This window comes from Sorangium aterium, assembly GCF_028368935.1.
Taxonomy (GTDB): Bacteria; Myxococcota_A; Polyangia; order Polyangiales; family Polyangiaceae; genus Sorangium; species Sorangium atrum.
In genome coordinates this window covers 1,468,102-1,491,679 of sequence record NZ_JAQNDK010000004.1, presented here as the reverse complement: position 1 = coordinate 1,491,679, position 23,578 = coordinate 1,468,102, and the positions used below count along the sequence as shown (strand labels likewise).

The window sequence follows — 23,578 nt, the reverse complement described above, 5'->3', positions numbered from 1 at the left end:
TGTACGACTTTGCGCAACGCTGGTCACGATCTGGAAACGGCGCACGCGGGTGTGCTCCAGCACGTGCGCAGGGTGCGCGAATGTGGCAGTCGCGAAGCGTCTTTCAAATTTGCATTGACTTGTGTTGCCCTGCCCAGGCTAGTTTAGCGCACACTCGGCTATCGGGCCGGGGCACAGATGGATGGGAGGGGCTCGGGCATGGAACTGACTGAGTATGCGCTGGGGGATATCGCGTACGAGGGAAGCGAGACGCGCGTCTGTCGCGCGGTGCATCTCCCCTCGGGCGCGCAGGTGGCGATCAAGTTTCCGCTCGCCGACGTACCCAACCCGCGCGTCATGGGGCGGCTGGTCCACGAGCATCAGGTGCTTCAGCAGCTCGCGGCGGTGCCAGGCGTGGCGCGCGTGCATGCGTTCGAGCAGCGGAACGGCACCGCGGCGCTGGTGCTCGAGAACCCTGGAGCGAGCTCGCTCGATCAGGTGCTCGCCAAGCACGGTCGTTTGCCGGTGGTGGCCGGGCTGCGGTTCGGGCAACGCCTTGCCCAGGTACTCGAGGGCGTGCATGCCGCCGGCGTGATGCACAAGGACGTCAAACCGCAGAACCTGCTGGTGGATGACACGTACGAGCAGATCACCCTGCTCGACTTCGGCATCGCCTCGCTGCTGTCGCAGGAAGCGACCGAGGCGAGCATCCCCGAAGCGCTGGAAGGGACCCTGGCGTACATCTCGCCAGAGCAGACGGGGCGCACGGCGCGCGCGCTGGATACGCGCACGGATCTCTATTCGCTGGGCGTGACGCTCTTCGAGGTGCTCTCGGGGCGGCGGCCCTTCACGGACCGCGATCCGCTCTCGCTGGTGCACGCGCATCTGGCCAAGAGCCCGCCTCCGCTCGACACGATCGCGCCGGAGGTGCCGAGCGGCGTGTCGGCGATCATATCGAAGCTCCTGGCGAAGGATCCCGAGCGGCGGTACCAGACAGCCAGAGGCGCGGCCGAGGATCTGGAGGAGGCGCTCCGCGCGCTCCACCAGCGTGGTACGGCGGCGCCCTTCTCGCTTGGAAAGAAGGACTTCTCACGGAAGCTGCGGTTGCCGCAGGTGCTCGTGGGGCGGGAGCGGGACGTCGAGCGGGTGGGCGAATCGTTCGCCCGCGCCGAGCGAGGCGCGGCGGAGCTCTTGCTCGTCGGCGGACCGTCGGGCATCGGCAAGACGGCCCTGGTGCGCACGGTCTACCACGACATCGCGAAGGCGGGGCGCGGCCTCCTGATCGCGGGCAAGCACGACCAGCTCGCGCGGTCGACGCCGTTCGCCGCGATAGCGCAGGCATTCGGGGGCCTGATGCGCCAATGGATCTCGAGCCCGAAGGCGGTCCTGGAGACCTGGCGGGATCGGATCCGGAACGAGGTCGGGGACAACGCGCGGCTGATCGCAGACGTGGTCCCGGAGCTCGACCTCGTCATGGGCAAGCTGCCGCCGGTGCCGCCGGCGGAGGGCGAGCAGGTGCTCAATCGGCAGAAGCTGACGTGGTTGAACTTCGTTCGAACCGTCACGACGCCGAACCCGCCGCTCGTCATGTTCCTGGACGACATGCAGTGGACGGACAGCGCCACGCTGATCATCCTGCAGACGCTGCTGACGGACGTGGAGCGAAGGTCGCTGCTGGTGATCGCGGCCTACCGTGACAACGAGACGCCGCCCGAGCATCCGCTGTGGAAGCTCGTCGAGGCAGTGGAGGCGAGCGAGGCCAAGGTGTCGAGGCTGACGGTGGGCCCCCTGTCGGAAGAGCAGGTGCAAAAGTGGCTCTCGCGCACGCTCGAGAGCGAGCCGAAGCGCGTCGAGCCGCTCGCGCGTGTGCAGTGGCAAAAGACGCGCGGAAACCCGTTCTTCCTGGAGCAGCTGCTCTTCTCCCTGCACCGGCAGAAGCTCCTGGCGAGGGACGCGGAGAGCGGGGAATGGCGCTGGAATCAAGCGGACCTGGAGCGAGCGCAGATCACCGACAACGTGGTGTCGTTGCTGACGGACAAAGTGCGAGAGATGCCGGACGCGACACAGCAGCTCATGGGGCTCGCGGCGTGCGCGGGGCACACGTTCCACCTCCACGATCTGGAGCGATTGAGCGGGTGGGAGCCCGCCCGGGTGACGGGAGCGTTGTGGCCGGCGCTGCAGGAGGAGCTGGTCGTGCCTGTGGACGGGGCGTATCGCCCCGCGCAGGCGCTCGGGGGGGTGGGCGACGGAGCGCTGGACGCTTCGTACCGGTTCTTGCACGACCGCGTGCAGCAGGCGAGCTACGAGCGGATCTCGCCGGAGCAGCGCGTCCTCGCGCACCTCGAGATCGGCCGGCGGCTCTGGGCGCGGTATCGCGCGGAAGGAGGCACGCCTCAGCAGCTCCTCGAGCTCGCGCGGCACATGAACCAGGGTTCGGCGCGGCTCACGTCCGTGGAGGAGCTCAATGACGTCGCGCGGATGAACCTGGAGGCCGCTCGCGTCGCGAAGGCCGCGAGCTCCCACCGGCTGATGGCCACCCTGCTGGAGAACGCGCAGGCGCTCCTCGGCGAGCGAGCCGCCAAGGAACAGCTGGCGCTGTCGGTGGAGATAGCGCTGGAGCAGCTGGAGGCGGCGTATCTGTTGCGAGATTTCGAGGACGTCGAGCGGCGTGCGCTCGACTTGCTCGCGAGGCCCGTCGGGGCGGCGGCCTGGCTGTCGGCGCAGGAGATCCGCGTCCGCTGCTGCCTGGCGACGGGCCGGTATGCGCGGGGGATCGGGCTTGGTATCGCGGCGCTCGCGGAGCGGGGCTTCGCCTTCCCCGAGACGGACGAAGCGTGCCAGCCGGCGCTCCTCGAGGAGTCCGCCGCGCTGGATCGATGGCTGGAGCAGGACCTCGGCGCGTTCGACCGAATGCCGCCCGAGCAGTCGCCGGAGCACCGGCTCATCGACGCCCTGATGACGCAGACGCAGCTCTGCTCCATCTACGGCGGCCGGCCGATGCTCTACACGCTCATCATCGTTCGCCTGGTCTCCGAGGCGGTGCGACGGGGGGCCCTCACGCCGGCTGCCACCCTCATGCTCTGCAGCTTCGCCAATGTCTGGTCGGTGGCCACGGGCATGTACCGCCGCGTCTTGCGGTGGGTCGAGCCCGGGGTGCGCGCTGCAGTGCGCGTCGGGTCCCCGATGCTCCCCGAGTGCCTGGTGCTTCATGGCATCTACATGGTCTATTCCAGGCCTGTCGACGAGACGGCTGCCCTCTATGAGCAAGGCATGGCGACCGGCCTGAAGCTCGGTTCGTTCCAGGGCACGAGCTGGGGCCTCCTCGCCGATCTGTTCTATTACCGCGTCTGGCGTGGCCTGCCGCTCGTCCAGGTCGACGCGCAGGTCAAGGCTCGCTGGGATCTCGTGCAGCGCGCGGGCGACGCGGTGGGAAGGCACCACTTCGAGGCGATCGCGTCCTATTGTGACGTGCTGATGACCGCCGAAGGCGCCCCGAAGCTCCTGAAGGACGAGCCGCTGTCGCGAGGCTCGCACTCCCTCCTGGCCGACGGGGACGGGTTCACGGGAGGGCTCGCTCGCACCCTGGAAGTCTATCTGTTCGGCGTCACCGGCAGGTGGGAGCGAGCGCTGTCGCGGGCGCGGGAGGCAGACCAGTCTCGCGCCGACATCCTCGGCATGCCGCCGGTCACGGATATCCCGTTCTTCCTCGCCCTCTCGGCGGCGAAGTGCTGGCAGGACGCCGCCGGCGCCGAGGAGCAGGCGCGGCTGCGGGAGCACATCGAGCACGGCCTCGAGCGGCTGCGGTACTTCGCGGAAGGTTGCGCGCCGAACTTCGTCCACAAGCTGCGCCTCGCCGAGGCCGAATACGCCCGCGTCCGCGGCGAGACCGAGGAGGCCATCGCCAGGTACGACGAGGCCATCGAGCTCGCGCGCGAGCACCGCTTCCTCCACATCGAGGCGCTCTCGATCCAGCTCGCCGCCGAGTTCCGGCTGCAAACGGGCAAGAGGCACATCGGCGCGATGTACCTGCGCGAGGCTCGCGACGCCTATGCGCGCTGGGGCGCGGTCAACGTGGTCGCCCATCTGAACGCGAAATACCCTGCCTTGCTCAAGGCGGCCATGCAGGGGGCGCCTGTCGAGCGCGCGATGACGGCGGCGGCGACCACGGCGACAACGGGCGCCTCCACGGGCGCGAGCCTCGACGCGAACACGGCGGTGCGCGCGGCGCAGGCGCTCTCGAGCGAGCTCGACCCGGAGCGCGTCGTGGGCCGGCTGATGGAGCTGCTGCTGGCGAACGCGGGGGCGCAGCGCGGCGCCCTCGTGCTCCGCGAAGGGGAGGCGCTCTCCGTCGTGGCGCGGCTGTCGGTGGAGGGGGCCCGCATCGAGACGGGGCTGTCGGAGCCGCTCGGGCAAAGCCACGACGTTCCGGCGACGATCGTGCAGTACGCGGCCCGCGCGGGTGAGCCGGTGGTGACAGGCGACGCAGCGAGCGACGCGCGCTTCGCCATCGACCCTTACCTCGCGTCGCGGGCGGTGCTCTCGCTGCTGGCCCTGCCCTTGACACACAGGGGCCATCTCGTGGGCGTGCTGTACCTCGAGCACCGCGACGTGCCGTCGGCGTTCCCTCCTGCGCGCGTGGAGTTCCTGTCGGTGCTGGCCTCGCAGGCGGCCATTGCCGTCGAGAATGCCGTCCTGTACCGGGACCTGGAGGCCAAGATCAAGGAGCGCACGGCCGAGCTCCAGATCGCCAAGGAGGCGGCCGATCGGGCGAACCGGGCGAAGAGCGATTTCCTCTCGAGCATGAGCCACGAGCTGCGCACGCCGCTCAACGGCATCCTCGGTTATGCCCAGGTCCTCGCTCGCGCGCCCGAGCTCTCCCCGAAGAGCCGTGACGGGGTGCAAGTCATCAAGAAATCGGGCGAGCATCTCCTTTCCTTGCTGGAAGACGTGCTGGACCTCGCGAAGATCGAGGCCGGCAAGATGGACCTCGTCTCGAAGAAGTTCGATCTGCAGGCCCTGGTGCGCACGGTGGTGGATCTGTGCCGCGTGCGCGCGGACCAGAAGGGCATCGCCTTCACCCATGAGATACGCGGTGGGGCGGCGTCCGCGTTCTACGGCGACGAGAAGCGCCTGACGCAGGTGCTGTTGAACCTCCTGAGCAACGCCATCAAGTTCACCGAGCGAGGGAGCATCGCCCTCGTCATCGACGAGCTGAAGCGCGGCCCCGATGAAGCAAGCACGCTGCGGCTCCGGGTCGAGGACACGGGCCCCGGGATCGCCGCGGAGCACGTCGCGCGCATCTTCGATCCCTTCGAGCAGCTCGGAGATCACAAGGCGAAGAGCGCCGGCACGGGGCTCGGCCTCGCCATCACGAAGAAGATCGTCGACCAGATGGGCGGCACGATCGAGGTCGAGAGCGAGCTCGGCCGAGGGAGCGCCTTCACGGTGACGCTCGCGCTCGCGGCGGGGCCTGCCTCCGCGAGCGCCGACAGGGCCCTCGGATGGCATACGATCACCGGGTATCGCGGAGAGCGCCGCACGATCCTCGTCGTGGACGACAACCCGCACAACCGTGCCTTGATGAGCGATCTGCTGGCCCCGATCGGCTTCGAGGTCGTGGAGGCCGAGGACGGTGAGGCGGCGCTCCGGCTGGCCCTGGAGCGGAGGCCGGCGCTCATCTTGATGGACCTGGTCATGCCGGGCATGGACGGCCGCGAAGCCACGCGCCGCCTGCGGCAGATGCCCGAGCTCGGCGAGGTCGTCATCCTGATCTCGTCGGCGAACGTCTCCGGAGCCGAACGGGAGGAGGGCATCAGCGCCGGTTGGAACGACGCCGTGCACAAGCCGGTGCAAGCGGGCGCGCTCTTCGACAAGATCCACCGCTTCCTCGGCGTGGAATGGATTCATGCGGAGGAGAAGGCCCCTGCCACGGCGGCGCGGCAGAGTGGCCCGCTGGTGCCGCCTTCGGCCGACGAGCTTGCGCTCCTGTCGCGGCTTGTGGCGTCGGGGCGCGTCCGGAACGTGGTGGCGGAGGCGGCGCGGATGGAGGAAGCCGACCCGCAGCTCGGCCCGTGGCTCGAGCAGCTCAGGGGGCTCGTGCGGACGTACCAGATGCGAACGCTGCAAGAGTTCGTCGATGGGTATGCCGCAGGCACGGCGCTGCCGACGAGGAGCGCTAGCACTCCGGCAAATTGACCCCCACCTCCACCGGCACCTCGAGCACGTTGACGGCGAGCCCCCCGCGCGCCGTCTCCTTGTACTTCGACTCCATGTCTGCCCCGGTGTCGCGCATCGTCTTGATCACCTTGTCGAGGCTCACGAAGTGCGCCCCATCGCCGTGCAGCGCCATGCGCGCCGCGCTGATCGCCTTGATCGCGGCCATCGCGTTGCGCTCGATGCACGGCACCTGGACGAGACCGCCCACCGGATCGCACGTCAATCCGAGGTTGTGCTCCATGGCGATCTCGGCCGCGTTCTCCGCCTGCTCCGGCGTGCCGCCCAGCCCCTCGGCGAGCGCGCCCGCGGCCATCGAGCATGCCGAGCCCACCTCGCCCTGACACCCCACCTCCGCGCCGCTGATCGACGCGTTCTCCTTGTAGAGAATGCCTATCGCGCCCGCCGTCAGCAGGAACCGGATGACCCCCTCGTCCGTCGACGTCGGCACGAAGCGCCGGTAATAGTGCAGGACCGCGGGGATGATCCCCGCCGCGCCGTTCGTCGGCGCCGTCACGACACGGCCCCCGGCGGCGTTCTCCTCGCTCACCGCGAGCGCGTAGAGGCTCACCCAGTCCATCGCCGTCAGCGGATCCCGGAGCCCCGCCTCGGGGCTCTCGATGAGCTTGCGGTACAGGGCCGGCGCGCGGCGCACCACCTTGAGGCCGCCGGGCAACACGCCCTCCGCCCGGAAGCCGCGCCGCACGCACTCCTGCATCACCCCCCAGATCCGCAGGAGACCCGCCCGGGTCTCCGCCTCCGGGCGAAAGACCTTCTCGTTCTCCAGCATGACCTGGCTTACCGACAGGCCGCTCGCCGCGCACGCCGCGAGCAGATCCGCGGCGCTGTGAAACGGATACGGGAGCGGCGTCGTGTCCGCTTCGATCGGGTTCTCCCCCTTCGCCGCCGCCTCGTTCACCACGAAGCCGCCGCCCACCGAGTAATACACGCGCGCGCGCAGCGGCGCGCCCGCCTCGTCCAGCGCCGTGAAGCGCATGCCGTTCGGATGGAACGGCAAGCTCCGGTGCAGGAAGGCCAGGTGTCCTTTCACCTGGAAACCGATCTCGTGGCGCGAGAGCAGCGACAGCCGGCCGCTCTGCCGCACGCCCTCGACGATCGCGTCCGCCCGCTCGACGTCCACCCCGTCCGGCGTCTCGCCCATGAGCCCGAGGATCACGGCCTTGTCGCTGCCATGGCCACGGCCGGTGGCGCCGAGCGACCCGAACAGCTCCACCGACACCGCCGCGGTGCGGGCGAGCAGGCCCGCCTCGTCGAGATCCACCGCGAACATGCGCGCCGCGCGCATCGGCCCGACCGTGTGCGAGCTGCTCGGCCCAATACCGATCTTGAAGAGGTCGAAAATGGTGACTGCCATGTGACGTGGAACCCCGTTCAGCAGGATCTCCGGCGCCTTTGCCGGAGCGCGCTCGGCGCTCCACGGTACACCCTACACCGGTGCAGGCCGGCGCGCAGGGCGGCTCGCGCCGCGAACACACAGCGCGTCACCCCGCCGCTCCACCACGCGCGCCTTTTGGTATGCTCGGGGACGTCTTCCCGCCACTTCCCTCACCCTCCAGAGATGGGGATCCCCATGCGCCATGCCTCGGCCGTGCTCCTCGCCGCCTCCCTGCTCGCCCCCGCCGCCGCGCGCGCCGATGGCCCCTCGCCCGCGCCCCGGCCAGCGCAGAGCGCCCCGGCGAGGCCGCCCGCGCTCGAGGTGACGATCGACAGGTCCAAGGTGGACCTCAAGGGCCGCCAGATCGAGGTGAAGCTGTCGCGCGCCGCCGGCAAGGTGCGCATCAAGGTCCTCGGGCAGTCGGGCGCGGTCCTGGCCGAAGAGGAGAAGCCGTTCGGCGGGGCCGCCGCCGGCTCGCCGCTCGCCGTGACCTGGTCGCCCTCGAGCGACGAGCCCGTCGCGCGCATCGAGGTGTACGGCTACGACACCGAGGGGTACTGGGCGGGGATCGCGATCATCCCCTGGAACGTGAGCATCCCCCACGAAGAGGTGCAGTTCGAGACCAACTCCGACGTCATCCGCGCCCCCGAGGTGCCCAAGCTGGAGGCGAGCCTCCAGAAGATCTCGGAGGTCGTGGCGAAGACCAGCGAGCTCGGCAAGATCACGCTGTTCATCGTCGGCCACACGGACACGGTCGGCAGCGCGGAGCACAACCTCGCCCTGTCACGGAAGCGCGCCCGCGCGATCGCCGCCTGGTTCAAGGGCCGCGGCGTGAAGCTCCCCATCGCCTTCGAGGGGCTCGGCGAGTCGGCGCCGCTCGTGAAGACCGCAGACCAGGTGGACGAGCCGCGCAACCGCCGGGTCGACTACATCCTGTCCGTCGAGCCGCCGCGCCTGCCTTCGGGCGACGCGTCCTGGAAGGCGCTCTGAGGCGAGGCGGCCCCATGAAGACCACCGTCCTCGCCCTGGGCAGCCGCGGTGACGTGCAGCCGGCGATCGCGCTCGGCAAGGCGCTCGCGGCCCGCGGCCACGCTGTCCGCGTCCTCGCCGGCAAGAGCTTCCTGCCCTGGATCGAGGGGCACGGGCTCGCCACCCTCCCGGCGAGCGTCGACTCCGTCGACATCATGGAGAGCGACCTCGGCAAAGAGTGGGTCTCGCGCGGCACGAACCCCATGGCCCAGTCGGGGATCCTGCAGCGGATCATCGACCGCTTCGGCGCGGAGATGGCCGACGACGCCCTGCGCGCCTGCGAGGGCGCCGAGCTCATCCTGAGCAGCTTCACCTCGGACACGTACGCGGCCTCCATCGCCGAGGCCTCCGGCGCGGTGCAGGTCAGCATGCCGCTGCAGCCCTCCATCCTGGCGACGCGCCACGGGCCGACCGCGCTCGCCGCCCCCGTCCCGCGCCGCGACAGCCTGCTCAACCTCCTGTTCGGCAAGCTCCTGATCGAGCCGACGGTGTGGCGCTGGTACCGCGGCGTGACGGCCCGCGTGCGGCAGAGGCTCGGCCTGCCGCCGCAGGATCGGCGGGCGTACATGGCCGCGCTGCGCCGCATGCTGGTCGTCCACGGCTACAGCGCCCACGTCGTCCCGCACCCGCCGGACTGGCCGCCCAGCTACCACACGACGGGCTACTGGTTCCTCGACGAGGGAGAAGAGTACCGGCCGCCCGAGGCGCTCGAGCGGTTCCTCGCGGCGGGCGAGCCGCCGATCGCTCTCGGCTTCGGCAGCATGACGTCCCACGATCCCGGCGCCACGACGAGGCTCCTCGTCGACGCGGTCGCGCGGAGCGGCCAGCGCGCCGTCCTGCTCTCCGGCTGGGCCGGGCTCGGCGACATGGCGCTTCCCGACACCATCCTCCGGATCGACGCCGCGCCGCACGACTGGCTCTATCCGCGGGTCGCCGCGGCCGTGATCCACGGGGGCGCCGGCACCGTGGCCGCATGCCTGCGCGCCGGGCGGCCCGCGGTGGTCGTCCCGCACCTCGCGGACCAGCTCTTCTGGGGGCGCCGCGTCGAGGAGCTCCGCGTCGGCCCGCGCGCCATCCCGCGGCCGCGCCTCACCGCCGACGCGCTCGCGGCCGCGATCCGGACCGCCGCGACCGACGCCGGCATGAAAGAGCGCGCCGAGGAGCTCGGGCGCCGGATCCGCGGCGAGGACGGCGTGACCACGGCGATAGACCACATCGAGCGGCACCTCGCGGCGCGCGCGACGACGTGACAACGCAGAAGGCCAGCGTCGAGGACACTGGCCATCCGCCGCCCGTCCTCGTCATGACGCAGCCCTCGATCCATGGAACGTCTTCGAGCTCTCGTCCCGGATCAGCCCGAAGAGATCTTGATACAACGCCTGGTAGGTCGGATCGAGCCGCGCGCGCGGGCTGCGCGGCCGCGGCACGTCGACGTCGACGATCCGCCGGAGGCCGCTCGGCTTGACCCCCAGCACCACCACGCGATCGGCTAGGAAAATCGCTTCGTCGATGTCGTGGGTCACGAACACGACGGTGTGACGCCAGCGCTCCCAGAGGCCGAGCAGCTGCTCCTGCATCAACGCGCGTGTTTGCGCGTCCAGCGCGCCGAACGGCTCGTCCATCAACAAGACGGCGGGCTCCACGGCGAGCGCCCGCGCGATACCCACGCGCTGCTGCATGCCACCCGACAGCTGCTCCGGGTAATGCTCGGCGAAATCCGACAAGCCCACGAGCGCCAGGTAGTGCCGCGCGCGCTCGCGCGCCGCCGCGTCGCCAGCCATCTTGAGGCCAAAGGCGACGTTGTCGAGCGCCGTCATCCACGGAAACAGCGAGTGCTGCTGGAACACCACCGGGCGGCGAGGGCTGGGCTCGGTCACGAGCTCGCCGTCGACCCGCACAGAGCCCGCCCGCGGTCGTTCGAACCCGGCGATCACGTTCAGCAGCGTGGATTTGCCGCAGCCGGACGGCCCGAGCACGGCCACGAACTGCCCCGGCGCGATCGTGAGGCTCACGCGCTGGAGCGCTGTGACCTCGCGCCCGGCCTTGCCGAACTGCACCGATATCTCGGCAAGCTCGATGGCGCCGCCCGCGCGCTTCACCGGGGTGGCGCGCTCGCCCGCGGCTGCCAGAGCCCCATCGACCGCCGCCTGCGTCACAGCACGATGCCTGTGCCGTTGTAGCGACGCTTCACGGCGAAGTAGTCCTTCCACTTTCGAGGCGCGCGCTGGCCTGCGACGAACTCCTCGTCCCAGTCGAAGAGGGGTTCCTCCGCGCCGAACGGGCGCGGCGCGGCATCGCGCGTCCACAGGCCGCGCCGGCGGCGCTCCTCGCGCTGATCCGCGAGCCAGTCGTTATAGCTCTCGTACACGATATGGCCCTCGGGCGCGTCGAGGGTCGCGGCGCGGATGCGGGCGTCGAGCTCCAGGAAGAGCGCCGCCTCCTCGTCCGAGACTGGCCGCGGGCTCACCCCGACCTCGTACCCTGCGCGCCCGAGCGCGTCGCCGGCGACCGCGGCGAACACGCCTTGCTCCTCCAGGCTCAAGTACTGCCGGTAGAGGCCGACATACTGCGTCGACACCGGACCACCGAGGGCCCGGTGGTCGCGCGTCTGCGCGCGCCGGCGCGCGATCTCCCCCCGGTGAAACTCGAAGACCTCGGGCTCGTGGTCCTCACCCAAGAACTCCGCCACCCGTTCGAGCACGCGCTCGGGCTCACGGGTGAGCTCCTCGTAGCGCACGTCCAGCCACTGCGATTTCGGAAGCGTGCGCGCCCAGTGCTCGGCGATGGCTTGCGAGCGGCGCCAGATCAGCGCGGCGGCGTAGACGTTGCGGGGGCCGAACGCCGAGCGGAGCTGTTCCACCGCGACATCGCGCCCGTCTCGCACGAGGTTCAAGAACTTCGCCTCGGGGAAGTCCTCGAGGATCTCGCGCACGTAGAACAAATTGTGCGGTGTCTTCTCGCCCCAGCGCGGCTTCTGCACCGCGTCCGCGTAGCGCTCCAGGATGACACGATACGCTTCCCCGAACGTGTTTCGCCGGGTGCGAGCGATGAGCTCCTGCACGATCGTGCTCGGGTTCAGGTCCAGCCCGAAGAACGGCGTCTTCAACCCGAAGATCATCTCGGAGACGAGCGCGCGAAAGCTCTCCGCCTGCTTCAGATCGCCGTACGTGTGCAGGTAGGGACGGAAGCGCGGGTAGTACCAGGCGACCTCGGGCACGGCGAGGCGGCGATGATGCCCCAGGATCGCCATGAGCAGCGTTGTGCCGGAGCGCTCGTTACCTACGATGAAGAACGGGGCGTTGGAGCGAGCCATATGGACGCTCAGAGCATACCGGAGGACGCGCGCAACCGTCTATCTGGATCGTCTCGTGTGGTGTCGTTCTCCGGCTCGCGGCGACAGCGCGACCTCACCCGGCCTTGGATGATCCGGTGACCGGCGCTCGGCCCACGCCGCCTGTCTCTCGGTCTCCGTACTGCTGCCAGAGCAGCAACGTTGCTGATCCGCTGCTGCTCTGGCAGCAGCGTCTCCTCACGGCGACGGCAAAATCGCCGGTCGTATGCGATTTTTTGCCATTGGCACATCCTGTGCGAGCACCAGTCGATGCAGTGTTCGCGCGGCCAACGTTCGCGCCTGGCCGAGCGCGCGTGAGCGGCGCCGGTGGTGTGGGATTGCGTTGTCGGACTTCGTCTCACGATCGAAAACCACTTGATGTCCCTCGTCCTCATCTCAGCGCGTGCACCGGCTGATCATGCCATGGATGTGCGCCCCCGCACTCCCATCGTCGTCAGGCTGATCCGGGACGCGAGATCGAAGACGCTCGATGGCCCGAGGGTCGTGTCGTGACGAGCGACGCCGAGCCCAGCCCGCTCGCCATGCCCGTTCCTAGGCGCCCGTTCCGCTGGGACGTGGCGCGCGCTTCGGGTCTTGCGCTGGCCGGCGTGGCCCTGCTGTTCGGCGGCTGGGGCGCGGCGTCGCTGTGGTTCGACAACGCGATCCTGCTGCCCTCGCCCTGGGCCATGCTGCGCGGCTTTCACGAGGTCGTGCAGGACGGCACGCTGCTCGTCGACGTCGCCGCCAGCTTGAAGCGGGTGCTGAGCGGCTTTTCGCTGGCGGCGTTCACGGCGGTGCCTCTAGCCTTGCTCGTGGTGTCGTTTCCCTCGCTGAGCCAGCTGCTCCTGCCGGTGCTCTCCCTTCTGCGCCCCATCCCGCCCATCGCCTGGGTCCCCATCGCCATCCTGTGGTTCGGCCTCGGCGATCATCCGAGCTATTTCGTCACCGCCGTCGCGGCCTTCTTCCCGATCTTCCTCAACGCCCTCGGCGGCGCTCGCGCGGTCGACTCGCAGCACCTGCGCGCGGCGCGCTGCCTGGGAGCGCGCCGGCTGTCGCTCCTGCGCTTCGTGTACCTGCCGTCGTCGCTGCCCCACGTGTGGACAGGCCTCAAGATCGGCCTCGGTCAGTCGTGGATGGCCGTGGTGACCGCGGAGCTGGTCGCCGCTCGCTCCGGGCTGGGGCACATGATCGAGCTGAACCGGCTCCAGCTCGAGACGCCGCGCGTGTTCGTCGGCATGTCGATGATCGCCATCATTGGAGCGTTGATGACGTTCGTGCTCGGCAGCCTGGAAGCGCGGATGTTCCCTTGGAAGAAGGCGGACTGAAGGTCCTTCGAACGAAGCGAGACGAAGAGAACATCATGAGTCGAGGAGTGAGGAGGTTCGGCTGGATCGCCGCGCTGACGGCGCTGACGGCCATCGCGCTGGCGCTCGCGTGGCCCCGGGCCCCGAGCGCCCAGCCGCTGGCCGTGCGCGTCGGTTATGCCACCGCGCTGCACGGCGAGATCGCGAAGGTCCTGGGCAAGACGGACATCGGCAAAGGGCACGGCATCGCGGTGCAGGCCGCCTTCTTCCAGTACGGGCCGCCGCAGATCGAGGCCCTGGTCTCCAGGAGCCTCGACGTCGCGTTCACGTCGCTCGTGCCCACGGCCACGTACCTGTCCAAGCAACCGGGCGCGGTGACGGTGATCGCCGCCGTGGGCGAGTCCGGCCACGGCCTGGTCGTGCCCGCCGACAGCCCGGCGCGGTCGCTCGCGGATCTGAAGGGAAAGACAATCGCCGTCGCCTTCGGCACGGACTCACAGGTCGATCTGCTCGCGGCGCTGCGGGAGGCCGGGCTGAACCCGGCAGCAGACGTCACGCTCGTCAACGTGCCGCCGAACGCGCAGCCCGCCACGCTCGAGCAGAGGCAGGCGGACGCGGTGCTGCTGCGCCAGCCTCAGCTGCTCAAGTTCAGCCAGAAGGGCGCGCGGGTGATCCAGCGCTGGCCGCATCACCTCTGGGCCATCGCACGCACCGAGTTCCTCGCGGAGCATCTCGGCGTGCGCGAGCGACTGGTGGCGGCGATCCAGGAAGCAGCGCAGTTCGTGGCGGCGAACCCCCAGCAGACGGCGGAGTGGTTCGCCGAGGATCTGCGCCTCGAGCCCTCGCTCGTGCAGCAGATCTCGGCCGAGAACCCGCTGTACGCCGCGGGCAAGCAGCTGTCGGTCGCTGTCTCGCCCGAGCTCAGGGCCTTCGCCGAGCGGCGCGCGCAGGAGCTCGTCGACTTCGGGCTGACGAAGAACCGCGCCGTGTTCGTGTACTGAGCCGTGGCGACCACCGTGATTGCCCCGGAGGGGCTCGAAGCGTATCTCGCGGGATTGCCGTTCCTCGGCTCGCTCAGCGCCTCGCACGGCGAAGTGCGCGCAGGGGCCGTGGAAGAGATCCTCCTTGTGTACGAGATCGGCGCTTCGGGCATCGCCGACAGCGGCCGGCTGAAGATCACGTTCAAGTTCTACTCGGACTGGGGCGAGCTGCAGACGCACGAGCCGCGAGCGCGCGACTACGTGAGCGCGCGCTTCGTTCCGAGGGCGAGCTTCCCCGGCGAGAGCCCGGCGACGCTCCGGCGCCTCGCCGTCAAGTACGACACGAAGGGGCACGAGCGCCCGTACCAGAAGGCGGTCATCGTGGACCTCGTCGACGGCTTCGCGCGCCCCGGTGATCGCATCGAGGTGCGCCTCGGGGATCGCTCGCACGGCGGAGCCGGCACGCGCGTGCAGACGTTCGTGGAGGACGCATTCAGGTTCCGCGCGTACGTGGACGTGACAGGCACGTCGCGGCTGGCGGCGGTCCCCGGCGACATCGTGCTCCGCGTCGCTGCCGGGCCCCCGCACGCGCTGCGGGTGCTCACGCCGCGCGCGGCTCGGCCCGGCGTGAGCGTGCCGGTGGTGGTGCGGCTCGACGACGCCTGGGGCAACCCGTGCGCCCTCGCGGATGCTCGGGTGAGCTTCTCGCTCCGGGGCGGCGCGGCGGTGAGCGAGACGGTGAGCGAGACGGTGACTTGGCTGGCCGGCGCGCGCGCGCTGCGGCACGAGCTCCGGCCTCCGGAGGCCGGCGACCACCGGCTCGAGGTGCGCGTCGACAGCGGAGAGGAGACATGGGTCTCGTCCGTTCCGCTCTCGATTGGCGAGCTGCCCAGCGAGCGCCCGTACTTCGCCGACCTGCACGTGCACGCGCACGACACCGTCGGCACCAACTCCACCGCCTCCAACCTGAGCTTTGCGCGTGACCTCGCCGGGCTCGACGTGCTCGGCTACACGGTGAACGACTTCCAGATCACGGATCGCGACTGGAGCTCGGCGCTGGCGGACATCGCACGCTTCCACGCGGACGGCCGCTTCGTGTGCTTCCCGGGCACCGAGTGGTGCGGCAACAGCGCCGTGGGAGGAGACCACAACGTCGTCTTCCTCTCCGACGAGGTGCGTTTCCCGAATGACGCGACCGGCAGGTCGTTGCGCTCGTTCGAGTGGCACGAGCACATGCGCGGGGCAGCGCCGGAGCCCGGCCGCTGGCCGCTCACCGCGCTCTACGCGGCGTACCAGGACGCGCCGGAGCGCTTTCTCTTGATCCCTCACGTGGGCGGTCGCCGCGCGAGCCTCGACTACCATCACCCGGAGCTCGAGCGGCTGTGCGAGCTGGCGTCGTCCTGGGGGCACTTCGAGTGGCTGTTCTCGGAAGCGCTCGCCCGCGGCTACCGGCTCGGCGCCAGCGCCTCCGGCGACGAGCACCGCGGGCGACCGGGCGGGGGCGCCCCGGGCGCCTCGATCTTCGGCGTGCGCGGCGGCCTCACCGGCGTGCTCAGCCCGGCGCTCGACCGCGCCGCCATCGGCCTGGCCCTGCGCCAGCGCCGAACGTGGGCAACTACCGGCGAGCGCAACGTCGCGCTCGTGGGGTCGGGAGCGCACGTGCAGGGCGACGAGCTCGAGCACGCGGGGCCGCTGCCCGTGCGCTACCGAGTGCTCGGGCACTCGGGCTGGGAGTACGTCGCTCTCAAAGATCACCGAGGCGTGGTCTGGGAGCGCGACCTGCACCGCGAGCTCGGCTACGCCGCGAACCGGTTGCGCGTGCGCTGGGGCGGCGCGCGCGTGCGCGATCGCTATCGTTGGGCCACCTACGCGCTGTCGCTGCGAGTGAGCGACACGGCCGTCGAAGACTGGACGGCGCGCGGCTTCGAGCACCCCGAGGAGAGCGTGCGAGCGCTGTCCGACGGGCGCTTCGAGGTGCGGAGCACCACCCACGGCGACGCGGACGAGCTCGATCTCCGGCTGGTCTCGCTGCGGGATGCCCAGCTCACGCTCGACGTGCGCGTGAGCGGCTTCGATGGCCAGCCCTGGGGAGAGGCGGCGCAGCTCGAAGTGCATGGAGGCGCGTTGCTCGACAAGGGTCGAATTCATTTCGATCTCGGCGGCGAGGGCCTCTTCGTCGCGGTCGAGCGCGTGACGGACGCGGTGCTGCCGCTGGAGCTCACGGGCGAGCTGACGCTGCCCTGGAGCGCTCCACCACCGGCGCTCGATGGGCAAGCGCCCGCCTATCCTGTGTACCTCTTCGGGCGCGAGATCGGTGACGCCAAGGTCTGGACGAGCCCGCTCTTCGTGCGCTGGGCTCGCTAGCTCCGCTCTCGCGAGGGCGCTTTTCACAGGGTGTGAGGTGAGCCGCGGCTTGTTCCGGTGCGAGTAGGAGTTCAGAGCGGCAGGCTCAGGGAGCGAATCGCCGGCGCAGGGCGTGCGGAGGGCGCGGGCGGGCAGCGCGCAGGGGCTGCGCCGTCACGAGCGATAGGGGCACACCCGCCCAACGGGCGAGCGTCGCCATCGCGGCGTCCCTGTCGGCCGGCGCGAGGCTGCCGATGAGCGCGCCGTGATTGTCGCCGGGCGCGTGATAGCGAAACGAGTCCACCGCCGCCCCGAGCTCGAAGGCCCCGGCGGACCAAGGGTCTTTCTCGCCGTAAATGAACATGAGCTCGCTGCCTTCGGTAGCAACCCAGCGCGCGACGTCCTCCATCGCGGCAGGCAGGAACTCCGGCTCGACGGGGACGCTCGGCAGGCGATCGACCGCCCCCCAGTCGAACGTGAGCAAGTCAGCGAGATCAGTGATGTCGACCCTGGGGGCGCCGAGCTCTGTGTAACTTTGCCAGTAGTACGGCTCCAGGCTGAGATAAGACGCATCGGAGCCGGAGCTCACCGGAGAGAGCGTGTCGAGGATCAACCATATGTCGTTATCGGACGCCGACGCATCCGGGATTCCGCCGCAGGAGCCCTCGGACGAGTACGCCCAGAAGGAGAATGGGAGCCACACCACGGCGGCCTCGAGCTGCGCCTCCAGGCCGAACAGGTCGTAGGTCACGCCCAGCGCGTTCGCCTCCGTCTCCGCGCGCTCGAGCATGGCGGGACGCCGGAGCAGCACTTCGCGCTGGAGCGCGGCGATGCGCTCGCGACAGCCCGCATCGCCGACCTGATTCAGGAAATCGACGTAACGCGGATCTTCTACGCCGTAGCTGAGCGGAGCCACGTAGGCGACCGTGCCGTCGACGTCATCGGGGTAGAAACGACGATGATAAACGGAGGTCATCCCTCCCTTGCTCGCGCCGGTGGAGATCCATTTCCCCGTGTAGATTGTGCGGAACGCTTCGACGACACGGTGGTGATCGGCGGCCGCCTGCTCGATCGTCATCTTGGTCCAATCCGCCCGCTCCGGGCGCGACGGCGGGAAGTACCGGTGCTCGACGTAGAGCTGGTTTGCGTTCAGGAGCACGGCAGGCTCATCGAGATAGTCGTAGGGGAGCCACAGCGAATAGCCGGTCGTGGCGAGCACGAGCGGCGCGCTCGCGTCGCGGTGGTGCAGCGCGAGCCGCTGCCGGAAGCGCTCGCCGCTCGGGTCATCATGATCGACAGGCTGCTCGAGCTCGATGATGAAGGATCGATAGCCGGGGATCGTGGACACCTCTTCCGTGACCTCGGTGCCGTCGAGCGCGTGAAGCTGATCCAGGATGTCCACCGCCGCGTCGCCGCCAGCGCCACCATCGCCGGCCGACCCGCCAACGCCACCCGCGCCGCCGCCGTCCGGTGCGCCTCCGCCGCTCGTCTCGTTCCCGGTCCCGGCGCTGGCGCTCGTGCTCGACCCTGAGCTCGTGCTTGCGGGAGATGTCGTCGAGGCGCTCGCCTCTCCGTTGCCGCCGTCTCCGCAAGCGGCGGTGATCGTCAATGCGAGCGATACCACGAAGGCAGCGCCTCTATTCTCCATCGTCGAGTCGGACATCGGGGCGCCAGCGTGCCCGCTCGGCGTTCGGAACGGCATGGCGCAGCAAGATTTCCACGTTGCGGGTGAGTCATCCGAGACAACGCGCGCCCAGGAGGCATGCGCAGGTGCGCGCGCTCGCGCCTGGGCCTCAGGGCACCAGCCTGACGACAAAGCCGCTGCGGTTGGTCGGATTGGAGAGCGGGCCGTGGCCGAAGTCGATCGTGCCATCCACGAAGCCGGCGACGACCACATGCCCGGTCGCGTCGACAGCGACGCCCCCCGCCACTTGCGTCTGGCTCCTGTTCCCGTACGTCCGCTCCCATAGCAGCCCGCCCGCCGGGTCGAACTTCGCGATCAGCGCGTCACCAAAGTAGTCGTACGGCGAGTCGCGCGGGTTCTTGACCTGGCCGGCGAGCAGCACGTTCCCGCTGGCGTCCACGGCCATGCTGCTCATCATCCAATCGTACGGACCCACATAGCCCCGGCTCCACAGGTGCGCGCCGGCGAGGTCGAGCTTCGCGACGAAGCTGCTGGTCACGCCCGGGCTGCTGGACGGCGAGAGCGGACCGCCGCCGAGCTCGATGCTCCCCTTGAAGAGGCCCGAGATCACGACATCGCCGGCCGCGTCGAGGGCGACGCCGGTCAGGCTCTGCGCTCCGGCGTCGCCGTAGCGCGCGCCCCAGACCGGGTTGCCCGCCGCGTCGAGGCGGACGAGGAGAGCGTCTGCGTCCCCGGCGCTCGTCAGCGCGATGGATCCGACCTCGATCGTGCCCATCAGGCTGCCCGCGACAAGGATCGAGCCTGCATCGTCGATGGCCACCGCGGAGGCCCGCAGATCGTCGTAGCTGCCCAGGTCGCGGCTCCACAGCGCGACGCCGGCCGGGTCGAGCCTGGCCACGAAGACGTCTGGGTCATCGCGGCCGGTCGTGGTCATCGGGCCGGCGCCGAGATCGACGGCCTCCCGGAACACGCCGGCGATGACCAGGTCCCCCGCCGGATCGAGGGCCAAAGCCGTGACGGTCGCGTGCCCGGGGAAGACCTTCTGCCACTGCACGGTCCCCGCAGGATCGAGGCGGATCAGCTGCGGACCGGGGTTGGGGCCGGCCAGGACGATGTTTCCCTCGCCATCGACGGCCACCGCGGAGCAGTCATAGAAGCCTACCTGATCGTCGAAGCGCAGGGTCCAGAGATGCGCGCCGGCTGCGTCGAGCTTGGTGACGAAGCAATTCAGCTCGTAGTCCGAGGTGGCGGGGACCACCTCGCCGCAGACCTGGAAGGCGCCGGAGAAAACCCCGGCGACGACGGTATTGCCGGCGGCGTCCACCGCGACGGCGTTGGGCACGACGGCGGCAGGCATGACTCCCTCGCCGGACTCCCACTCTCCCTGGCCGAGCAACAGACGGCTCCAGGTCCCATCGCCCCCGTCTCCGCCCAGGCAACCCCCTTGCCCGCCGGCGCCGCCCTGCCCGCCGGCGGCGCCGTGCTCGCCGGCGCCGCCCTGCCCGCCGGCGCCGCCCTGCCCGCCAGCGCGCCCCGACGATCCACCGGCCGCCTGTCCGCCGTCGCTGGAGCCTATCGAGAGGGAGGTGCACGCGGCGGGCATCAGCGAGGCGGCGAGGCAAGCGAGGAAGAAGACATGGCGCATGCGGCCCACGATAGCATCGGGGACGGCTGGCGAACGAAGGCGCCCTGCCGTCGCGCTCCCGGGTGGAGGCCGCCGTGCGGGGAGGATCGAGGAGCCGTTCGGTCACCCGTGGATCCGCTCGACGTTCATCGAGGACGTCTCCGTGGAGGAAATGCAGCCATGACACCGTCGTCCCGTCCGCGCTCGATGCGTGTACCCAACTCGCGCTCGCAGGCGGAGCTTTCGTTGCTCGGCCTTTCCAGCACAATGGCAATCCCGACGCCGCTTTCGAGCGCCGGGAGCGACGCTTCTCCGCGTTCAGGGCGCAACGAACGCCAGACCTCGCCGCGGCGGGCGAGCCACCGCTCCCCTCGGCTCCGGCAGCATGACTTCCCACGATCCCGACGCTACGACGATGCTCCTCGTCGATGCGGTCGCGCGGAGCGGCCGGCGCGCCGTCCAGCTCTCCGGCTGGGCCGGGCGAGGCGCTCGCAGCGCGCGCTGACGTGACAGCGTAGGAATCCAATGTCCCAGGACATCGACCCTTGTCGCCTCACGCCGTCGCATGTGCCTCGCGCGGCCACACCGTGGGCGGGGAGGGCGCGCCGCGCGCCTCGCTCCAAAATCCTCCTCGCCGAGGTCCGGGCTCATGTACTCTCGCCCGATCGACGCAGCGGGCGCGTCAGCCGCCGAGCGACCCGGATACCACCCCTCGCTCGGATTCCGCCCCTTACCTGGACGAGGCCATGATGCAGCCAGATCTTCTCTCCGGCACACCCGCCCGCGCCACGGGCAGCGCCGGCGCCGCCGCCCGCGCGAGCGCGCCGCCGTCGGCGCGCGGTTTTCCGCTCGTCGGCGTGCTCCCGCACCTGCTCAAGGATCGGCTCGATTACCTCGTCTCGGCGAGAGCCGAGCTCGGCGATCTGTACACCGTCGATCTCGGGTTCACGCGGATCGTCGCGCTGAACCACCCGAGGCACGCGCAGCACGTCCTGCGCGACAACGCGCGCAACTACCGCAAGGGAGGCGCTCTATGGGAGAGCATCCGCGCGCTCATCGGCGATGGGCTGCCCACGAGCGAGGGGGATCTCTGGCTGCGGCAGCGGCGGATGATCCAGCCCGAGTTCCACCGGGACCGGCTCGCCGCGATGTGCGACCTCATGGTGCAGGCGATCGACGACGGCATGGCCGGCTTCGGCGCGGCCGCCGCCGGGGGGCGCCCGGTCAACGCCGAGCGGGAGCTCCCGCACATCACGATGAAGGTCATCCTCAACACCATGTTCGGCTCGGGGATCACCAAAGAGGAGGCGGACGCCATCGGCGGCTCGATGCAGTACGCCATCGACTACATGATCTTCGGGGCCGCGCTCCGGGCGCTGCCGAGCTGGATGCCGGCCCCTGGGCGGCGCCGGTTCGAGCGGTCGGTGAAGACGATCGATGAGAACGTGTTTCGCTTCATCGCGCAGCGCCGCGCGCAGCCGGGGCGGAGCGGAGATCTGCTCTCGATGCTCCTCGCCACAGTCGACGCCGAGACCGGCGAGCAGATGTCCAACCAGCAGCTGCGGGACGAGGCGGTGTCGATGTTCCTCGCGGGGTACGAGACGACCTCGGTCGCACTCGCGTGGGCGCTCCACTTCCTCGTCGAGAACCCCGACGTCCTGCAGGCGCTCGCGGCCGAGGTCGACGCGGCGCTCGGCGACAGGCGGCCCAGCTTCGCGGACGTCCCCAGGCTGCCGCTCGCGCTCGCGGTCGTGCAGGAGGCGCTCCGGATCTACCCGCCGTCGTACTGGATACCTCGCACCGCGGTCGAGGACGACGAGATCGACGGCTTCCACATCCCCGCTGGCACCCTGGTGGGCGTCATGAGTTATGTCTTGCACCGGCACCCGGACCACTGGGAGGCCCCCATGCGCTTCGACCCAGGCCGGTTCACGCCCGAGCGCACGCGCGCCCGGCACCCGCTCGCGTTCATCCCGTTCGGAATCGGACAGCGACAGTGCATCGGCAAGGAGTTCGCGCTCATGGAAGGGCAGTTCATCCTCGCCCGGCTCCTCCAGCGCTACCGGATCAGCGCGGTGCCCGGGCGGACGACGCGGCTGCACGTCGCGACCACGCTGCGCACGTCCGGCGGCTTGTGGCTCCGGCTGGAGCCGCGCGCTGGTAGGTAGGTAGATGAGATGACCGAGGTGCGCGGCCGCCCTGTCTGCCTCTGCGGCAGGAGCGTCCGTACCACGAGATCCAGCGTCTCCGTGTCATGAATGACAGGAGGTGCCCGTCCTGCGCGATGATGTCGAGTTCCGCGTCCGTCCACGTCACGGGCGCGAAGCAGAGCGCCAGCGTCACTCCTTCGCCACGCACCTGCTGGAGGCCGGCCACGACATCCGCACGATCCCGGAGTTCCTCAGCTACCGCGACGTGCGCACGACGAGGATCTACACCCTGGTGCTGAACCGCAGCGCCCTGACGGTCCGCAGCGCCTCGATGGCCCCTTCGGTCCGAAGTTGTGAACGGACTGGTAGGTGTCCCGCAACCTCCTGATGAGGCGGCCGCGCCGTGTCATCCAGGCGCGATGCGGCACGACGCCTCTGGCTGCGCGTCCGCCGCGCCCCCTCCCTCCAGGCGCCTCCGGTCCCCCGGAAAGGCGACGACTGCCACCGGTCTTAGACCGATCTACCCTATGGCGCTGGACGGCATTTGGGCCTTGCGGCGCAGGACCGATCCGTGAGATTTTCCGTATGGGAGGTCACACAAGGCAACGAACTAGACAGAACTGGTCCGGCGGTTTCGGTTGACCAATCGACGGATAGTTGAACATGCGATCCTTCGCGCTGGCGAGGGGAAAACAATCGAGAGGGGTTCGTCCTGTCGACCAGGGGAGCGGGCAGGCTAATCTCCAGAGGTGCAACTGATGAAGGTTGATGAGCGCCATCTGACTGAGCGAAGCGGAGTATCGGAGGTTCAACTGCGTGTCACGACGCAGCTCAACTGGTTGTTCCGCGAGCAGCCGATCAGCGACTTCGGGATCGACGCACAGATTGAAGTTGTCCGAGAAGGCCAAGCGACGGGGCGGCTGCTCGCAGCACAAATCAAGTCTGGCCCGAGCTATTTTGCGGAGCCGACCGACGACGGCTACGTCTACCGTGGAGACACGGAGCATCTCGAATACTGGCTCAACCATTCGCTCCCCGTCATTGTCATCATATGGAACTCACAGACGGGCGAGTGTTTGTGGAAACAGATCGAGGAAAAGGCGGTCGAGCGAACGCCGAAGGGTTGGAAGACTACGGTTCCTAGGACACAGAGCTTGGGGCGGTGCTCCATGGACGCACTTGATCAAGCAGCAGGCGCCCTAACAATGCGACTGAAGCAACTTCACGATCGGACCGAAGTCTGCAAGAAACGTTACTGGGACATTCCGAAGGGTGAGAGAATTCGAGTAGGCCTTCGCCCTGAAGCTCCCGCGTTAGGATATTGGGGCGAACACGTCATCAAGCTCGCAGAAGAAGCGCTGGCCAAGGCATTGCGCGCGGTTTACCCCATCAACTGCGACAGCATGTATGCCCACGTCATGTGGGGAGGTTCGCGTACCTTCGCGGACGGAGGAGAAGTTCTCGCCGCTATCGAGCCAATGATCGCGGATCTAGAGAAGCGGCTACGAGAGCCACATCCCGAGAGAGAGCAGTGACATCTTCACGCCCCGCGGCCCACGCAGGGAATACGTCCGCGCTCGCCGT

At 69.6% G+C, this 23,578-nt stretch carries 14 protein-coding genes; 9 read left to right on the top strand and 5 right to left on the bottom strand.

The annotated features are described in order from the left end of the window. Positions 1-198 precede the first annotated feature (198 nt). Entirely contained in the window at positions 199-6,174 is a 5,976-nt protein-coding gene (locus tag POL72_RS37100) for an AAA family ATPase (protein WP_272101548.1), read from the top strand. Here the strand turns inward: POL72_RS37100 and POL72_RS37095 are convergent. Beyond that, entirely contained in the window at positions 6,155-7,567 is a 1,413-nt protein-coding gene (locus POL72_RS37095) for an L-serine ammonia-lyase (RefSeq protein ID WP_272101547.1), read from the bottom strand. The genes POL72_RS37100 and POL72_RS37095 overlap by 20 nt on opposite strands. Before the next feature lie 216 nt (positions 7,568-7,783). Here POL72_RS37095 and POL72_RS37090 point away from each other — a divergent pair, with 216 nt between their 5' ends. Both POL72_RS37090 and POL72_RS37085 read left to right on the top strand, forming a co-directional pair. Next, on the top strand, positions 7,784-8,578 hold the full coding sequence (locus POL72_RS37090) for an OmpA family protein (RefSeq protein ID WP_272101546.1): 795 nt from the start codon (positions 7,784-7,786) through the stop codon (positions 8,576-8,578). Positions 8,579-8,592: 14 nt separating this feature from the next. Then, complete coding sequence (locus POL72_RS37085; protein WP_272101544.1) at positions 8,593-9,867, top strand: glycosyltransferase; 1,275 nt, start codon at positions 8,593-8,595, stop codon at positions 9,865-9,867. Positions 9,868-9,918: 51 nt separating this feature from the next. Here POL72_RS37085 and POL72_RS37080 read toward each other — a convergent pair whose 3' ends face one another. After that, entirely contained in the window at positions 9,919-10,773 is an 855-nt protein-coding gene (locus tag POL72_RS37080; protein ID WP_272101543.1) for an ABC transporter ATP-binding protein, read from the bottom strand. After that, positions 10,770-11,930, bottom strand: a complete 1,161-nt coding sequence (locus POL72_RS37075; RefSeq protein WP_272101542.1) for a sulfotransferase family protein — start codon at positions 11,928-11,930, stop codon at positions 10,770-10,772. The genes POL72_RS37080 and POL72_RS37075 overlap by 4 nt, the downstream gene beginning before the upstream one ends. 527 nt (positions 11,931-12,457) lie before the next feature. Between POL72_RS37075 and POL72_RS37070 the strand changes: the two genes are divergently transcribed. Genes POL72_RS37070 through POL72_RS37060 form a run of 3 tightly spaced genes read left to right on the top strand, consistent with a single transcriptional unit; the run spans position 12,458 to position 16,596 of the window. After that, positions 12,458-13,273, top strand: a complete 816-nt coding sequence (locus POL72_RS37070) for an ABC transporter permease (RefSeq protein ID WP_272101541.1) — start codon at positions 12,458-12,460, stop codon at positions 13,271-13,273. A gap of 35 nt (positions 13,274-13,308) precedes the next feature. Then, positions 13,309-14,253: an ABC transporter substrate-binding protein gene (locus POL72_RS37065; protein WP_272101540.1), complete on the top strand. Its 945-nt coding sequence runs from the start codon at positions 13,309-13,311 to the stop codon at positions 14,251-14,253. 3 nt (positions 14,254-14,256) lie between these two features. Next, positions 14,257-16,596 (top strand): hypothetical protein, encoded by a 2,340-nt coding sequence (locus tag POL72_RS37060; RefSeq protein WP_272101539.1) that lies wholly within the window; start codon positions 14,257-14,259, stop codon positions 16,594-16,596. An 85-nt stretch (positions 16,597-16,681) separates the two neighbouring features. On the opposite strand, the gene POL72_RS37055 is transcribed toward POL72_RS37060, so the two are convergent. Continuing rightward, the gene (locus tag POL72_RS37055; protein ID WP_272101538.1) at positions 16,682-18,199 is read right to left on the bottom strand and encodes a S28 family serine protease; all 1,518 of its coding nucleotides are present in this window, start codon (positions 18,197-18,199) and stop codon (positions 16,682-16,684) included. 169 nt (positions 18,200-18,368) lie between these two features. Next, a complete protein-coding gene (locus tag POL72_RS37050; RefSeq protein ID WP_272101536.1) occupies positions 18,369-19,865 on the bottom strand; it encodes an NHL repeat-containing protein in 1,497 nt (498 codons plus the stop codon). Positions 19,866-20,590: 725 nt separating this feature from the next. Between POL72_RS37050 and POL72_RS37045 the strand changes: the two genes are divergently transcribed. The 3 genes from POL72_RS37045 to POL72_RS37035 all read left to right on the top strand — a co-directional run bounded on the left by POL72_RS37045 (position 20,591) and on the right by POL72_RS37035 (position 23,529). Beyond that, the gene (locus POL72_RS37045; RefSeq protein WP_272101535.1) at positions 20,591-22,012 is read left to right on the top strand and encodes a cytochrome P450; all 1,422 of its coding nucleotides are present in this window, start codon (positions 20,591-20,593) and stop codon (positions 22,010-22,012) included. A gap of 100 nt (positions 22,013-22,112) precedes the next feature. Further along, the gene (locus POL72_RS37040) at positions 22,113-22,382 is read left to right on the top strand and encodes a tyrosine-type recombinase/integrase (RefSeq protein WP_506377479.1); all 270 of its coding nucleotides are present in this window, start codon (positions 22,113-22,115) and stop codon (positions 22,380-22,382) included. A 370-nt stretch (positions 22,383-22,752) separates the two neighbouring features. Next, positions 22,753-23,529 carry a DUF4365 domain-containing protein gene (locus tag POL72_RS37035; RefSeq protein ID WP_272101534.1) on the top strand — a complete coding sequence of 259 codons (777 nt, stop codon included), beginning with the start codon at positions 22,753-22,755 and terminating at the stop codon, positions 23,527-23,529. Positions 23,530-23,578 lie beyond the last annotated feature (49 nt).

What these genes read in the sequence shown, in the direction of transcription:
- POL72_RS37100 (WP_272101548.1), top strand. Translation starts at nt 199, where the DNA reads ATGGAACTGACTGAGTATGCGCTGGGGGATATCGCGTACGAGGGAAGC.
- POL72_RS37095 (WP_272101547.1), bottom strand. Translation starts at nt 7,567, where the DNA reads ATGGCAGTCACCATTTTCGACCTCTTCAAGATCGGTATTGGGCCGAGC.
- POL72_RS37090 (WP_272101546.1), top strand. Translation starts at nt 7,784, where the DNA reads ATGCGCCATGCCTCGGCCGTGCTCCTCGCCGCCTCCCTGCTCGCCCCC.
- POL72_RS37085 (WP_272101544.1), top strand. Translation starts at nt 8,593, where the DNA reads ATGAAGACCACCGTCCTCGCCCTGGGCAGCCGCGGTGACGTGCAGCCG.
- POL72_RS37075 (WP_272101542.1), bottom strand. Translation starts at nt 11,930, where the DNA reads ATGGCTCGCTCCAACGCCCCGTTCTTCATCGTAGGTAACGAGCGCTCC.
- POL72_RS37065 (WP_272101540.1), top strand. Translation starts at nt 13,309, where the DNA reads ATGAGTCGAGGAGTGAGGAGGTTCGGCTGGATCGCCGCGCTGACGGCG.
- POL72_RS37050 (WP_272101536.1), bottom strand. Translation starts at nt 19,865, where the DNA reads ATGCGCCATGTCTTCTTCCTCGCTTGCCTCGCCGCCTCGCTGATGCCC.
- POL72_RS37045 (WP_272101535.1), top strand. Translation starts at nt 20,591, where the DNA reads ATGATGCAGCCAGATCTTCTCTCCGGCACACCCGCCCGCGCCACGGGC.
- POL72_RS37035 (WP_272101534.1), top strand. Translation starts at nt 22,753, where the DNA reads ATGAAGGTTGATGAGCGCCATCTGACTGAGCGAAGCGGAGTATCGGAG.